This is a genomic window from Streptosporangium sp. NPDC053982, from assembly GCF_055585205.1.
The window spans coordinates 176,781-191,071 of sequence record NZ_JBVJKQ010000008.1; the positions used below are offsets into that span (position 1 = coordinate 176,781).

Consider the following 14,291-nt stretch of genomic DNA (forward strand, 5'->3'; position numbering starts at 1 on the left):
GAGAGACCCATGTCCATGAGCATGTCCCGCCGCGGTTTCCTCGGACTCGCGCTCGCCGGCGCCACGGCCGCCGGGCTCGCCGCCTGCGGAGGCGAGGGCGGCGGCGCCGCCGGAGCCGCAAAGGGCGGCGCCGACCTGTCCAGGAAGCTCCGGCTTCCCACCTACACCCCCGCGCAGATCCCCACCCCCGACCTGCCGATCGACGCCGGCCAGGACCCGTCGTACCTGAAGTACCCCGAGAAGCTCGTCAGGTCGGTCCCGGCGCCGCCCGGCGACGGCAGCCGCATCACCTCCCTCACCCAGACCTGGGACGTGGCGCCGCCCGGCGCCGACAAGAGCGCCTACCTGCAAGAACTCGGCAAGCGCCTCAACGCCCAGTGGGACATGAACATCGTGGTCGGTGAGGGCTACCCCGACAAGTTCAACGCCGTCATCGCCAGCGACGACCTGCCCGACCTGGTGTGGTTCCCGCCGAACCAGGGCCTGCAGCGCGTGCCCGAGCTGCTGGAGGCCAAGTTCCACGACCTCACCCCGCACCTCGCCGGCGACGCGATCAAGAAGTACCCGAACCTGGCGAACCTGGGGGACGTCGCCTGGAAGTCGGCCGTCACCAACGGCAAGATCTTCGGTGTGGCCGTCTCCTACAGCCGCTTCGGCCAGGTCTACCTGGTCAACCAGGACTTCTGGCGGCCGGTCGGCGGCATCGGCTTCACCGGCGCCGACGACTTCTTCCAGAAGTCCGTCCAGCTCCTGGACGCCAAGCGGAACAAGTACGTGCTCGAACCCTCCTACGTCAACCACGTCCACATGTTCAGCCAGTGGTACGGCGCGCCGAACACCTGGCGGCTGACGGGGGGCAAACTGGTCCACCAGTACGAGACGCCCGAATACCAGGCGGCCCTGGAGTTCGCCGTCAAGTGCTTCAAGGCCCGCCTCTTCTGGCCCGACGCCACGCTCGCCACCACCAAGGAGAAGGTGGCCAACGGCCAGCTCGGCGCCTACGTCGAGTCCTTCCCCGGCTTCTACAACGACGCGCGGACGCAGAAATACGAGCTGGGGGCCATCGTCCCCTTCGCCGCCACCCCGGACGCCAAGCCCGTCTACAACGCGGGCCTCGGCTCGGTCGGCTTCACCGCCATCAGCAAGAAGGTCGATCCCAAGCGGATCGAGATGCTTCTCAACGTGCTGAACTTCATGGCCGCGCCGTTCGGCACCGAGGAGAACCAGCTCGTCAACTACGGCGTCGAGGGCGTCCACTTCACCCGGAAGGACGGCGAGCTGACCTTCACCGACCGGGGCGCCGCCGAGGTCCCGGCCACCCAGCAGCCGATCTCGTTCGTCGTCGGCTCACCCGCCGCGATCTACCTGCCCGGCAAGCCGGAGGGGACCCGGCTCATCCACGACTTCGAGACGAAGGTCGCGCCCCTGCTCCAGGAGCGCGTCACCACCGGCCACTTCTCCGACACCTTCACCACCAAGGGCGGCGAGCTGTCCACCATGGGCTCGGACATGGTGGTTGACGTCGTCACCGGCCGCAAGCCGCTCTCCGAGTGGCAGGGGTTCGTGAAGAAGTGGATGGACCGCGGCGGCGCCGCGATGAGGGCCGAGTACGAGGCGTCCATCGCCAAGGGCTGACGCCCCGCCGTACCACCCGCCCCGCCGTACGGCCTGCGGAGCCGTACGGCCCAGGGACGCTCCGCCGTACGACCTGAGAGGCCGTACGACCTGAGAAGGGATGAGAAGTGGAAGACCTGCGCATCGGAGTCATCGGCCTCGGCCTGCGGACCAGCCTGGCGCTCTCGGCCCACCGGCCGGGCCGGGGGTCGGTGGTCGCGGCGCTGTGCGACTCCGATCCTGCGGTGCTCAAACGGCAATCCGCGCGGTTCGACGCCGACGTCCTCACCGAGGACTACCGCGAACTGCTCGGCCGCCCCGACCTCGACGCGGTCATCGTCATGACCCCCGACGACACCCACGAGCGCGTCGCGATCGACTGCCTGCGCGCCGGAAAGGCCGTCTACCTGGAAAAACCCCTGCACATCACCGTGGAGGGCTGCGACGAAATCCTGCGCACCGCCAGGGAGACCGGCACCCGCCTCTACGTGGGGCACAACATGCGGCACATGGGCGTGGTGCGGACCATGCGCGACATCATCCGCAAGGGCGTCATCGGCGAGCCGAAGACCGTCTGGGTGCGCCACTTCGTCTCCTACGGCGGCGACTACTACTTCAAGGACTGGCACGCCGACCGCACCCGCACCACGGGCCTGCTCCTGCAGAAGGCCGCCCACGACCTCGACGTCGTCCACTGGCTGGCCGGCGGCTACACCACGCGCGTCAACGCCTTCGGCGACCTGATGCTCTACGGCGACCTGCCGCGCCGCGCGCCCGGCACCCCCCGGCCGGAGAACTGGCTCAAGGAGTTCGAGTGGCCGCCCGCCCGGCGCGGCGGCCTCAACCACGTCGTGGACGTCGAGGACGTCTCGGTGATGAACATGCGCCTGGACAACGGCGTCATCGCCGCCTACCAGCAGTGTCACTTCAGCCCCGACTACGTGCGCAACTACACGGTCATCGGCACCGAGGGGCGGCTGGAGAACTTCGGCGACGGACCCGGCGACACGGTCAAGGTCTGGAACACCGGGCCGAGCGGCTACCGCGACGACTGCGACATCGCCTACCGGGTGCCCGCGGCGGTCGGCTCGCACGGCGGCGCCGACACCGGGATCATCGCGGAGTTCAACCGGTTCGTGCGCGAGGGCGGGGCCACCGACACCTCACCGGTGTCGGCCCGGATGAGCGTCGCCGCCGGGTACATGGCCACGATGTCGCTGCGCGACGGCGGCACACCGTACGACGTGCCGCCGCTGGACCCGGAACTGGCCGCCTACTTCGAGCGCGGCCAGCGATGACCCGTTACCACCTGCGCTACCAGGTCCTCCCCGGACGCGACCCCGGCCCGCTGGCGGACTTCTGCGCCGCGCACGGGGTGGAGGAGGTCGTGCTGATGACCGGCGCGGAGGAACTGCACGCCGGGCACCCCGCCGGCGACGGCGAGGACCTGTGGTTCGAGACGGTCCGCGCGGCCCGGGACGCCCTGTCCGCCCGGGGCGTCTCCGTCAGCCTCAACCCGTGGGTCACCGTCGGCCACGCCGACCGCGGGCGGATCCAGGACCTCGGCTTCGCGCCGCTGGTCTCACCCGCGGGCGAGACGTCCACGGCCGCCGCGTCGCTCGCCTGCCCCGTCTGGCGTGACTGGCTGGCGGCGCACTACGGGCGCTTCGCCGGCATCGGCTTCCGCGTCATGTGGCTGGAGGACGACTTCCGCTTCCACAACCACGCCCCGCTGACCTGGGGCGGCGGGTTCGAACCCGGGATGCTGGCGCGTTTCCACCGCCTCGCCGGGGAGGAACCCACCCGCGAGGAGCTCGTCGCCGCGATCACCGCGCCCGGCGAGCCGCACCCGTGGCGGGCGCTGCTCCAGCGGACCTGGCGCGAGGCGCAACTCGAGGTCGTCACCCTGGTACGGCGGGCCGTCGCCGGCCGCGCGCGGCTCGGCCTGATGAGCTCGGGCCTCGGCGTCGCCTCGGCCGAGGGCAGGTCGTGGGGCGCGCTCTTCGACCTGGTGGAGGCGCACCGCCCGCATTTCGCCCCGTACGGCGACGCCCCCGGCCGGCGGCTCGCCTACTCCATCGCGATGCTGGAACTGCAACGGCCGCCACGCCCCGCCGGCGTCGAGGTGGCGCCCGAGGTGGAGAACTGGACCCACACCGAGTGGAGCAAGTCCGACACCCAGACGTGGTCGGAGATGGTGACCGCCCACCTGTCCGGTGCGGACGCGCTGCTGCTCGACGTGTTCCCGTTCGTCACCGGCGACCCCGGCCGTTACCCCCGGGTCGGGCGGATGCTCACCCGTTCCCGCCCGGCGCTGGACGCCACGGTCACCGGTGAGCTGGAGACCCTCGGCGTCGGAGTCCCGTGGTGGGAGGACACCGCCGCCCGCGTCCACGGCGACGGAACGCTCGGCGGCCTCGTGGCGGACCCGCTGCGGGCCGCGGAGTACCTGCTCCCGTACGGCATCCCGATCCGGGCGGGCGTCGCACCGGTCACCGCGGTGTTCGGCGCGACGGCCTGGGCGGTGCCGGACCCGGCGGAGCTGCTGCGCGGCGGGGTGCTGCTGGACGGCGCCGCCGCGGCGATCCTCACCGAACGCGGATACGGCGAACTGCTCGGGGCGTCGGTGTCCGAGGTCGTCACCCGCGAGACGACGTCGCCGCGGCCGTACGCCGTGGAGCGCGTCCGGGACGGCGGCGCGCTGCTCAGCGTCAACGTCCAGGCGGCGGTGGCACGGCTGACGGCCGCGCGGGACGCCGAGGTGTGGACGGACGTGCTCACCCCGCGCGGCGAACACTGGGGCGCCGGACGGGTGGCGCACGTCAACACCCTCGGCGGGCGCGTCCTCACCATGGCGGCGTGCGCGCCGGAGCGGCTGGGCCGGTGCGACGACGGGCTGCGCCTGGCGCAGGCGGCGGTCCGCTGGCTCGGCGGGTCGCCGGCGGTCACGGGCGGAGCGGACGGCGGACGGTCATCGGCGTCGGACGGCGGGTCGCCGCCGGCCCCGGGCGGACCGGACGGCGCATGGTCGCCGGCGTCGGACGGCGGGTCGCCGATGGTCTCGGGCGGGCCGTACCTGATGCCGCAGTACGCGCGGGTGGGCGGCCACCGGCGGCTGGCCGTCGTCAACGGCTCGGCCGACCCCGCCGTGCCCGTCGTCACCGGCTTCCCCGCGGGTGAGGGGCTCCGCGCCACCCTGCTGGAACCGCTCACCGAGCCGCGGGAGGTCCCGGTGCGGCGGGACGGCGACCGGGTGACGGTCGACGCGGAGGTGCCACACCGCGGCTACCTGATTTTGGAAAGCTAGGGGAACTCGAAGCGGGGGGCGGAGGGGGTCAGGACCGCGCTCTGCGATGTGATTCCCCACACGCGGTGCAGTTCGCCGGTGACCGCGGACACCAGTTCCGGGATGTCCGCGGACGCGGTGCCGTGCACGGCCTCCGTGACGATCAGCACGGTGGCCGTCGTGTCCCGGACGGCCGAGTGGCCGCTCTGCCGGTTGGTCCAGCGCCGGGCGTGCGACCGTCCCGCGGCGTCGGCGAAGATCACCTCGCCCGGGTCGGGGTGCTCCGTCTCCCCGGAGAAGGTCCGGTAGACCTCGTCGCCGTCCGCGTGCCGTACGTCGAGCCCCTTGGAGACCCGGGAGAGGTCGAGCGCCGCCACCGGGATCGCGAACGCCAGCGAGATCGCGTTGCACAGGTCGATCAGGGGGTGGATCCGCGGGAGCACCCCCTCCTTCCTGAAGCGCCGCAGCAGCGCCTCCGAGGCACACCGGTACTGGGTCGGCTTGAGTCCCATCCTGGAGAACGCCCGCCGCCAGGCCTGGATCTCGGGGAACCCGGTCTCCGGGCCGGCCGCGAGCCGGGACTCAGCGATCGCGGTGTACACCGCGATCCGGGACTCGGCGGAGACGTCCGCGGTGATCCCGGTGGCGAACACGGCGCCGGCCACGAGCTCCGGATGTTCCGCCCGGACCTCGGGCGAGTGCTGCAGATGCATGGGATGGACCTCTGTCGTGGATCGGGCTGACGGTCGGTGAGGGCGAGCCGGACGCCGAGCGCCACGAAGGAGACGGCGAAGACCCTCCCCGGCCACGCCGTCACCCGCGGCCGGGAGACGGCCCGGTCGCGCACCGAGGCGGCGAAGAGCCCGTAGACGGCGAAGACGGCGAAGGTGATCAGCATGAAGACCGCGCTCAGCTCCAGCGTCCGCGCCTGGCGGATCCCAGGCTCGCGAGTTCACCCTGCCGCCACATCGGTCCAACGGACAGGTCCAATGGCGTCGCGTCAGACAGGTCCATACGGTCCACCGCGCGTCCGGTGTCCGGTTCCGGGAGGCGGGACCGCGCCGTGACCGGAAACGCCTGGTTAGGGTGAAGCGATGGCGAACTCTGCGGCGAGGGAACACGGACGGGCGGAAGAAGGCGGCCGGGAGAGGCGGCTGCGCCGGTACTGGGACCGGCAGGCCGACTCCTACGACCGTCGGATGGCGTTCGCGGAACGCAGGTTCTTCGGTGACACCCGCCGCTGGCTGTGCGGGCAGGCGGCCGGCGACGTGCTGGAGGTGGCCGCGGGCACCGGCCTGAACCTTCCCCACTACCCGCCCGGCATCCGGCTGACCGGGGTGGAGTGGAGCGACCCCATGCTCGTGATCGCCCGCCGCCGGGCCCGTGACCTCGGCCTGGCGGCCGATCTGCGCCAGGGCGACGCGCGGGCGCTGGAGTTCCCCGACGCGCGCTTCGACACGGTCGTCTGCACGTTCTCGCTGTGCGCCATCCCCGACGAGGAGGCGGCGCTCGCCGAGATGGCCCGGGTCCTGCGGCCGGGCGGCCTGCTGCTCCTGGCCGACCACGTGGTCTCGACCTCCTGGCCGGTCCGGGTGCTGCAGACGCTGGCCGACGCCGTCTCCGTGCCGTTGCAGGGCGAGCACTACCGCCGCCGGCCGTTGCCGCGGGTGCGGGCGATGGGGCTCGGGATCGAGCGCCACGAACGCCTCACGCGCGGCGTCATCGAACGGTTCGCCGCCCGCAAGCCCTCCGCTCACGAACCCTCCGCTCATGAATCCTCCGCCCGCGAGCCCTCCGCCTGAGGCCGCGGTATCCGCCGGGCCGAGCCCGGAGAACCGGTCCCCACGGTGCGGGCCCCGGAAGTCGCCGCGGTCCCCGCGGCGCGGGGACCGGCGAGGACGGCCACGGGCGTGGGGGAGCGGAGCCCGTTTCACGGGCAGGCGGGATCAGCCGCCGCAGCCGGCGAACGACATCGTGTCGGACAGGACCTTGTAGGACTCCCGGACCCTGCTCTTCCCCGTGGCCGTGTCGATCCGCACGACGCGCACCCGGGTCGGCCGGATGCCGTTGACGTTCCCGCCGTACGTGACGAAGTGGGCGGTGACCTCCTCCGGACCCGTCCAGGCCAGTGTCTCGGGCGGGTTCTTGCCGACCGGCACCCGGGTCAGGACCCTGCCCGACGCGAGGTCGTGGACGACGACGTCCCACCGGCCGTGCTTCTCCTGCGCCGTCACCACGGTCGTGCCGTCCGCGGCGAGGCCGTAGGGGGCGTAGACGCCCTCGGCGACGTCCAGGGTCCGGCCGCGCAGCCGTTCCCCGGACGGCCCGAGGACGCGCAGGACCGTGTCGGTCGTCTCGCTGTGCGTCAGGAGTTCGTCGTCGTCGGCGCTGAACCCGAGGAGCACCCGGTTCCACGGCACGGTCCAGAGCAGCGCGCCATTCGCGGTGTCGTACACCCGGGAGTGCAGCTTCCGGTCCTCCGGCAGGACGACCGCCAGGCGGGCGCCGTCCTGGGACAGGATCAGCGTGACATCGTCCATCCCGACGCGGGCGGGCAGCACGCCGGCCATGGCGCGGACCTGCCCGCCGATCTCCCGGACGACCAGCCGGCCGTCGGACTTCCTGAAGTAGGCGACGTGCAGGCCGTCGCCGCTGACCTCGATCGGCGCGACGGAGTACTTCCGCGGCCTGCCCTTCCCGTCCACCGGCGTGGTGCGGGCGTCCGGCAGTTCCCGCCGCTCGCCGCCGTGGGTGACCAGGCGCCACCTCCCGCAGGGGTACCGCACCTCGTGCTTGTCGGTGCAGCCCCGCACCGAGGCGTACCGGATCGCCTCCGAGTGCGGTGCCGCGTCCGCGTGATGTCCAGCGTCCGCATGACGCGCGGTCCCGCCGTACGGTGCCGCGCCGGCGTGGAGTGCCGTCCCCGTCGGCGACACCGCCTTCGTCTGCGACGCCGGTGCCGCGTTCGCGGTCCCGATCCCCCCGAGCGCCGTGGCGGTCAGGATCGCCGCCGTGACCGCTGCGACCTTCGTTCTCATCGGACCTCCCGAGTCGATGAGTCCCCCGTGTGGACTTCACCCGGTTGGACCGCCGGATCCGGGGAGAAGTTCGATGGGATCGATCCCGGTTAAGGAGGATTTTCCCACGCTTCCCGCACCGGGGACGGCACGGACCGCCGTCACCCGCGGCCCGCCGGGACCGCCGGTTCCGGGGCGGAGGCCGCGGCACGCGGGCGCAGGGCCACGGCCAGGAACGGCACCAGCGCGATCACACCGGTGATCACTCCGAACGCCGCCGGATAGGACAGGCCGTCGGCGATCCAGCCGGTGACGGCGGGGGCGAGCAACCCCGACAGGTACGTGATGGTCGCGACGCCCGCCACGCCGTCCCCCGGCGTCGGACCGATGTTGCCCGCCGTGACGAACACCAGCGGCACGATCACCGCGATTCCGAGCCCGAGCAGGGCGAACCCGGCGATGCCCGGGACGGGCGCGCGGGAGGCGACCACGATCACACCGCCGATCACGGCCACGGCGCCGCCTGCCCTGACGGTCGCCACCGCCCCGAAGCGCCGGACGAACCGGTCCCCGATGAGACGGGTGCCCGCCATGAAGAACATGAAGACCGTGTAGCCGGCGGCGGCGACGCCCGGCCCGGCATCGGTCACCTCGGTCAGGTAGAGAGCGGACCAGTTCGTGCTCGACCCCTCGGCGAAGGTGGCGCAGAACCCGAGCAGGCCGACGACCGCGATGGCCCGCGAGGGCAGGGCGAAGCGGCGCGGCGCCGGGGCGCCGGCGGAGGTGGTGTCGGCCAGCAGGCCGCGCCCGGCGACGGCGGCGAGGGCGACCAGTACGAGCGCGGTCACCCCGAGGTGCAGGCGGGCGTCGATCTCCGCCTGGGCGGCCAGGGTCCCGGCTCCGGCGGCGACCAGGCTGCCCACACTCCACATGCCGTGCAGCCCCGACATGATGGACCGCCCGAGGTGCCGCTCGACCACCACGGCGTGGGAGTTCATCACCACGTCGCTCATGCCGGCGGCCGCGCCGTACAGCAGGAACGTGGGGAACAGCCAGGCGGGCGCGGGCATGAGGGCGGGCAGAGCGAGGCCCGCGCACCACAGCGCGATCAGGAGGCGGGTGGCGACGGTCCCGCCGAGGCGGTGGGCCAGCCGGGCTGCCATCGGCATCCCCACGAAGGCCCCGATCGAGGGGCAGAACAGAACGAAGCCGAGGACGGCCGGGCTGAGGCCGAGGTGGTCCTGGATCCAGGGGACGCGGGTGGCCAGGCTGCCCGCGACGGCGCCGTGGAGGGCGAAGACGGCGGCGATGGCACGGTGGGGGCTCATGCCGGAGAATCTAACAGGCAGGCTTCCTGATTAAAAGATGAACAGGCAGGATCCCTGACTAATATGGCGGGATGAAGACCGCGACCCCGGCGACGGCCCGGGCGATCAACGATCGGCTCGTCCTCGATCTGCTGCTCGAACGCGGTCCGCTGACCGCCCCGCAGCTCCGCGAGCTCACCGGTCTGTCCAGGCCCACCGTGTCCGACCTGATCGAGCGGCTGCGGGACGGCGGCCTGATCGAGGTGGCCGGCGAGTGCGGTGAGAACCGGCGGGGACCGAACGCCCGGCTGTTCGGGATCGTGGCCGGCCGCGCCCACGTGGCCGGGGTGGACGTGCGGCGCACCGCGGTCGACGTGACGGTCGCGGACATCACCGGCCGGACGGTCGGCTCCGCCGTACGCGACTTTCCCTGGACCGGTCGCGGTTCCACTCCCTGCTTCGGAGGGGGCGCGGTCCCGGGCGGGCCCTCCGGTCCCCTGGGCTCCTCTGATCCCTCCGTCTCGTCCGGCACTTCCGGCACTTCCGGTACGGCGGGGCCGGACGAGGCCGGCGCCGCTTCCGCGTCCTCCGGCGCCGACGGGACGTCCGGCCTGTCCGCGCTCATCGAAAGCGTCGTCGCCGAGGCCGCCGCGGGCCGGGCCCTGGACGCCGTCGTGCTCGGCGCGCCCGGCCTCGTGGACCCCCGGCGCGGCGACCTGGTGGCCCCGAACGACGTACCGGGCTGGGAGCCCGGCCTGCTCCAGACGGTACGGCGCGGCCTGGGCGTCCCGGTGACGCTGGAGAACGAGGTCAACCTCGCCGCCGTCGCCGAGCACCGCACGGGAGCCGCCACCGGGCGCGACGACTTCGTGCTGCTCTGGCTCGACGAGGGCGTGGGCGCCGCGCTCGTGCTGGACGGCCGGATACGGCGCGGCGCGTCGGGCGGCGCGGGCGAGATCGGCATGCTGCGGACGGACGGCGGGTTCTTCTGCGACCTCGTGGGGCCCGACGTCCTGCGCGATCTCGACAGGGACGAGACGGCGGGGCGGATCGCCGCCTGCGCCGCCGCCCTCGTCACCATCCTCGACCCCGGTCTGGTCATCCTCGGCGGGAGCATCGGACGCGAGGGCGGCGCCGGCCTCGCCGAGCCGGTCGCCGGGCGGCTGCGCGACCTGTCCCCGGCTCCGACGGAGGTCCGCGCGAGCACGGTGGCGGGCAACGCCGTCCTGCAGGGCGCGGTCCTGACCGCCCTGGACCTCACGCGCGACAGGGTCTTCGGCTGATCCCCGCCGCCGGCGGAAACCGGAACCGGAAACCGCCGGGAAAACGCCCCCGGCAGGGCAAGCGGAGCCTGACGGGCCCGGCGGAAAACGCTCATCGAGGCGATGGCGGGAACTGTGGCCGTTCCGCCGGAAAACGTCCGTCAAGGCGGCGAGAGGGGCCGGGACCGTGCGACCGGAAAACGCCCCGCCGACGGGGTGACGGAGGCCGGGATCGGCCGATTGCTGAGACGCCTCGGCGGCGCGGCATGCGAACCTGTATTTTTCCGTCGTAAGGTTCTCCGGATTTATCCGACAAGTTGACGCCTTTCCTGGAGGCGGGGTTTTGGGCAGAGGAACCGTCATCGGCGGACGTTACGAGCTGGATCCCGCATCCCGCCGTTCCGGCGGAATGGGGGAGGTCTGGTTCGGCTACGACAACCGCCTGGACCGGCGGATCGCCGTCAAATTCATCAAAACAGCCCGGTTTCCCGATGGCCGCCCGGACAAGGAACTGGCCCGGCGTTTCGTGCGCGAATCGCGAATTACGGCCAGACTGGAACACCCCGGCGTTCCCACCGTTTATGACTGCGGCCCACATGGCGACGACCTCTACATGGTCATGCAGCTCATCAGGGGGATCCCGGTCTCGGCGCTGCTCGACGAGACCGCGATCCCCGTGGCCTGGGCCGCGGCGATCGCCGCGCAGGTGTGCTCCGTGCTGACCGTGGCCCACGCCGACGCGCTGGTGCACCGGGACCTCAAACCCGGGAACCTGATGCTCTGCCCCGACGGCACGGTCAAGGTCCTCGACTTCGGCATCGCCGCCGCCCTCGCCTCCGCCGGGGCGGACGCCGACGGGGGGATCCGCCTCACCGGGACGGGCGAGGTGCTCGGCACTCCCGCGTACATGGCGCCCGAGCAGGCCATGACCGGGGCCGTCAGCCCGCGGAGCGACCTGTACGCCCTCGGAGTGATCCTCGACGAGATGCTCGCCGGGGACAACCAGTTCGCGGCCCCCACGGCGCTGGCCACGATGCGCAACCACACCGACGTCCCGCCCAGGTCGCTGCGCGCCAGGCGGCCGGACGTCCCCGAGGAGCTGGAACGCCTCGTCCTGTGGCTGCTGGCCAAGGATCCGGACGACCGGCCGGACGCCGCGGACGTCGTCTACGACCGGCTGCTGGACTTCTGCCGCGAGCTGCCGCCCTTCCCCGGCTACGTCGACCTGGACACGCCCCATCCGGCACGGATGTACGCCACGGTCGTGGGCCGCATCACCGCCCCGCCGCACGCCGACCGGGTCCCGTACGCCGACCGGGTCCCGCACCCCGACCGGGCCTCGCACACAGACCGGGCCCCGCAGGCCGAACAGACCCCGCAGGCCGAACGGATCCCCCACTCCGGCCGGGCCGCGCACCCCGAACGGGCCCCGCACGCCGAACGGCAGCAGCACCGCGAACGGCGGGGCCTCGCCCACCCGGTGCGGCCGCGGTTCCGGTTCGCCGCCGGGTCGGTGCAGATCGGGCACGAGGACATCGAGCGGGCCCGCCGGGAGGCCGAGGCGCTCAAGGCGTCGTCCCGTTTCGGCCAGGCGGCCGACGCGCTGGCGGAGATGGTGGGCCCCGCGGCAGGGTCGTTCGGCCCGACCAGCTCCGAGGTCATCGGCCTGCGGATCGAGCTCGCCGAGCTCCTCTTCCTCGGCGGGGACTACCGCAGGGCGGCGCCGGAGTTCCGCAGGCTGGCCGCCGACGCCACCGCCGTGGAGGGGCCGGGCAGCAACCTCGCCCTGCGCTGCCGGCTGATGGAGGCGAACTGCCACGCGGCCGTGGGCGAGACCGACCTCGCGTTGTCCGATCTCCGCCGGCTCCTCGACGACGAGAGGCGGCTCGGCGCCGAGGAGGACCGCATCCTCGAACTCCGCTGCCAGATCGGCCTGGTGGAACTCGGCGCGGGCCGTACGGCGCGGGCCGGGCACACGCTCGGCCGCCTGCTGCCCGACCTGGAACGCAGGTACGGCCCGCACCACGCCAACGCCAGGAAGGTCCGCGCCATCCTCGAGAACCTCGGCGACCGCTGACACGGAGCCGATGAAGATCGGCGTTCCCGGAGCGGCTCGCCGCAACCCGGCGTCCCGCCCATCCCGTCCGTCCTCCTTTTCCGTCCCCTCACCCCCCAGAGAAGTACTCGTGCACCGCTTCCGTCCCGGTCACCGCGACCGTTCCAGCGGCACCTCCTCCGAAGGCGCCGGCCCCTCCCACGACGCGGGCCCCTCCCACGATGCCGGTGCTTCCCGGGACGCCGTCCCCTTCGGGGGCGCCGAGGTCCCCGGCGGTGAGCCCGTCGGGGGCGGCGAGGTCCCCGGCCGCCGGTACCGCTTCGGGCGGCTCGCCGTGCTCGCCGCCGCCGGCTACGCCGTCGCGGCCGTCGTCTCCGTCATCGTCGCCGCGATCACGGGCGAGGGCGGCGCCGCCTGGTGGCTGGTGACCCACGAGACCTTCATGGAGCCGCCCGCATCCCCGGGATGGTTCTGGCTGCCGCTGCTCCTTCCCGGCGTGCTCCAGGGGTGGATGCTCTGGCAGATCCTCCGCGGCCGAGCGGCCGGGCCGTTCCGGGCGCCGGACGGAGACGTCCGCCGGCTGCGGGCGGTCCTCTACGCCGACCTGGTCTGGTACCTGGTCGCGTGGCTGACGCCGCTCCCGTCACCGTTGACGGGTGTGGTCCACGGGTTCATGGCGCTCGCCCTCGCGGTGCTGTTCCATCGGGTGCTGACCGGCGCCTCCCCGCTGCTCCGCCGTACCGCGCTCGTGGCCGGGCTGGCCGCCGGGATCTCCTCGATCGGCCAGGAGACGGCCGGCCTGCTCGACCTCCTCGCCGTGGAACGGCTCTTCGACGTCGCCGGGCTGGGCGGGCTGCTCTCGTCCCTCTGGATGGTGCTGGTCCTGGCGGCCCAGGCCGGGGACGGCCGGTGGGGCCGGGTCACCGTGTGGTCGGGGGTCGGCGCCCTGTTGCTGCCCCTCGCCCTCACGGCCCGGTTCTTCGGTGACTTCACCGGGGCCGGCGAGTTCGTCGGGTTCGGCGGCTTCGCCCTGCCCGGCGACCCCGGCCTCCTGCTGCTCCACGGCGTCACCGCTGTCCTCCAACTCTTCGGTCCGGTGTGGCTGGCCCGGTCCGCCCACGACCTCGGCGACCCGCGCGCGCGGGCCGTGCCGTATGGGGAGCGGCCGCGTCCGGTCCGGGCTCCGCTCGGACCGTGGCCGCTCGCGGCCGCCACGGTCGCGCTGCCGGTGGTCCCCGTGGCCCTCAACCTCGCGTACGGCCTGCCGTTCTGGATCGGGCCGAGGGGAATGATCGAGTACGTCCTCCCGGTCCTCCCGGTGCGTCTCATGACCGTGAGCCCGTCCCCGCTCTGGCCGGGCCTCGACCTTCTCGCCGGGCCCGTCGGCCTCACCGCGGCGGCGCTGGTCGCGGTGGTGCGCAGGACTCGCGGTTGGGCGCGGTGGACGGCGGGCGCGTTGCTGCTCAACGCCGCGGTGGGGGTGATCGTCGCGTTCGGCGCCCCGGCGGGCCTGCCGGGAGACGCGATCCGGGACACCGTCGGTGTGGCGGGTGAGGGGCCGGACTTCGTGTCCGAGGGCCTGCGGGTCTACCCCGACTGGACGTTCACCGCCGAAGCGGGCGCCGACGGGCCGTTCCGTGCCTTCTCACCGCTGTGGGGTGGCGCCGCACTCACCGTCTCCGCGCTCATCCTGCTGCTCCGGTACGGCGGCCGCCCCGCGCGCCCGCCGTACCGGACGGCGTAGACCGT

The 14,291-nt window shown here is 73.2% G+C and carries 10 protein-coding genes; 7 read left to right on the forward strand and 3 right to left on the reverse strand.

What is annotated here, in order from left to right:
* Positions 1–9 precede the first annotated feature (9 nt).
* The 3 genes from ACZ6W9_RS16280 (at position 10) to ACZ6W9_RS16290 (ending at position 4,921) form a co-directional block, all read left to right on the forward strand.
* The gene (locus ACZ6W9_RS16280) at positions 10–1,635 is read left to right on the forward strand and encodes a type 2 periplasmic-binding domain-containing protein (protein ID WP_389960104.1); all 1,626 of its coding nucleotides are present in this window, start codon (positions 10–12) and stop codon (positions 1,633–1,635) included.
* Positions 1,636–1,742: 107 nt separating this feature from the next.
* Entirely contained in the window at positions 1,743–2,912 is a 1,170-nt protein-coding gene (locus tag ACZ6W9_RS16285; RefSeq protein WP_389960106.1) for a Gfo/Idh/MocA family protein, read from the forward strand.
* Positions 2,909–4,921, forward strand: a complete 2,013-nt coding sequence (locus ACZ6W9_RS16290) for a hypothetical protein (RefSeq protein WP_470118358.1) — start codon at positions 2,909–2,911, stop codon at positions 4,919–4,921. The genes ACZ6W9_RS16285 and ACZ6W9_RS16290 overlap by 4 nt, the downstream gene beginning before the upstream one ends.
* On the opposite strand, the gene ACZ6W9_RS16295 is transcribed toward ACZ6W9_RS16290, so the two are convergent.
* Entirely contained in the window at positions 4,918–5,613 is a 696-nt protein-coding gene (locus ACZ6W9_RS16295; protein WP_470118360.1) for a B3/B4 domain-containing protein, read from the reverse strand. The genes ACZ6W9_RS16290 and ACZ6W9_RS16295 overlap by 4 nt on opposite strands.
* A 381-nt stretch (positions 5,614–5,994) precedes the next feature.
* Here ACZ6W9_RS16295 and ACZ6W9_RS16300 point away from each other — a divergent pair, with 381 nt between their 5' ends.
* Entirely contained in the window at positions 5,995–6,702 is a 708-nt protein-coding gene (locus tag ACZ6W9_RS16300) for a class I SAM-dependent methyltransferase (protein ID WP_470118362.1), read from the forward strand.
* Positions 6,703–6,846: 144 nt separating this feature from the next.
* Here ACZ6W9_RS16300 and ACZ6W9_RS16305 read toward each other — a convergent pair whose 3' ends face one another.
* Both ACZ6W9_RS16305 and ACZ6W9_RS16310 read right to left on the reverse strand, forming a co-directional pair.
* Positions 6,847–7,938, reverse strand: a complete 1,092-nt coding sequence (locus ACZ6W9_RS16305; protein ID WP_470118364.1) for a YncE family protein — start codon at positions 7,936–7,938, stop codon at positions 6,847–6,849.
* 140 nt (positions 7,939–8,078) lie between these two features.
* Complete coding sequence (locus ACZ6W9_RS16310; RefSeq protein WP_470118366.1) at positions 8,079–9,245, reverse strand: MFS transporter; 1,167 nt, start codon at positions 9,243–9,245, stop codon at positions 8,079–8,081.
* 71 nt (positions 9,246–9,316) lie between these two features.
* On the opposite strand from ACZ6W9_RS16310, the gene ACZ6W9_RS16315 reads away from it, so the two are divergent.
* The 3 genes from ACZ6W9_RS16315 (at position 9,317) to ACZ6W9_RS16325 (ending at position 14,286) form a co-directional block, all read left to right on the forward strand.
* Positions 9,317–10,507 carry an ROK family protein gene (locus tag ACZ6W9_RS16315; RefSeq protein WP_470118368.1) on the forward strand — a complete coding sequence of 397 codons (1,191 nt, stop codon included), beginning with the start codon at positions 9,317–9,319 and terminating at the stop codon, positions 10,505–10,507.
* Positions 10,508–10,829: 322 nt separating this feature from the next.
* The gene (locus ACZ6W9_RS16320; protein ID WP_470118369.1) at positions 10,830–12,563 is read left to right on the forward strand and encodes a serine/threonine-protein kinase; all 1,734 of its coding nucleotides are present in this window, start codon (positions 10,830–10,832) and stop codon (positions 12,561–12,563) included.
* Positions 12,564–12,672: 109 nt separating this feature from the next.
* Positions 12,673–14,286 (forward strand): hypothetical protein, encoded by a 1,614-nt coding sequence (locus tag ACZ6W9_RS16325; protein ID WP_389960122.1) that lies wholly within the window; start codon positions 12,673–12,675, stop codon positions 14,284–14,286.
* Positions 14,287–14,291 lie beyond the last annotated feature (5 nt).

Bases quoted from the DNA above. Each gene is read 5' to 3' on its own strand.
- ACZ6W9_RS16310 (WP_470118366.1), bottom strand. From the start codon at position 9,245: ATGAGCCCCCACCGTGCCATCGCCGCCGTCTTCGCCCTCCACGGCGCC.
- ACZ6W9_RS16295 (WP_470118360.1), bottom strand. From the start codon at position 5,613: ATGCATCTGCAGCACTCGCCCGAGGTCCGGGCGGAACATCCGGAGCTC.
- ACZ6W9_RS16305 (WP_470118364.1), bottom strand. From the start codon at position 7,938: ATGAGAACGAAGGTCGCAGCGGTCACGGCGGCGATCCTGACCGCCACG.
- ACZ6W9_RS16315 (WP_470118368.1), top strand. From the start codon at position 9,317: ATGAAGACCGCGACCCCGGCGACGGCCCGGGCGATCAACGATCGGCTC.
- ACZ6W9_RS16300 (WP_470118362.1), top strand. From the start codon at position 5,995: ATGGCGAACTCTGCGGCGAGGGAACACGGACGGGCGGAAGAAGGCGGC.
- ACZ6W9_RS16280 (WP_389960104.1), top strand. From the start codon at position 10: ATGTCCATGAGCATGTCCCGCCGCGGTTTCCTCGGACTCGCGCTCGCC.
- ACZ6W9_RS16290 (WP_470118358.1), top strand. From the start codon at position 2,909: ATGACCCGTTACCACCTGCGCTACCAGGTCCTCCCCGGACGCGACCCC.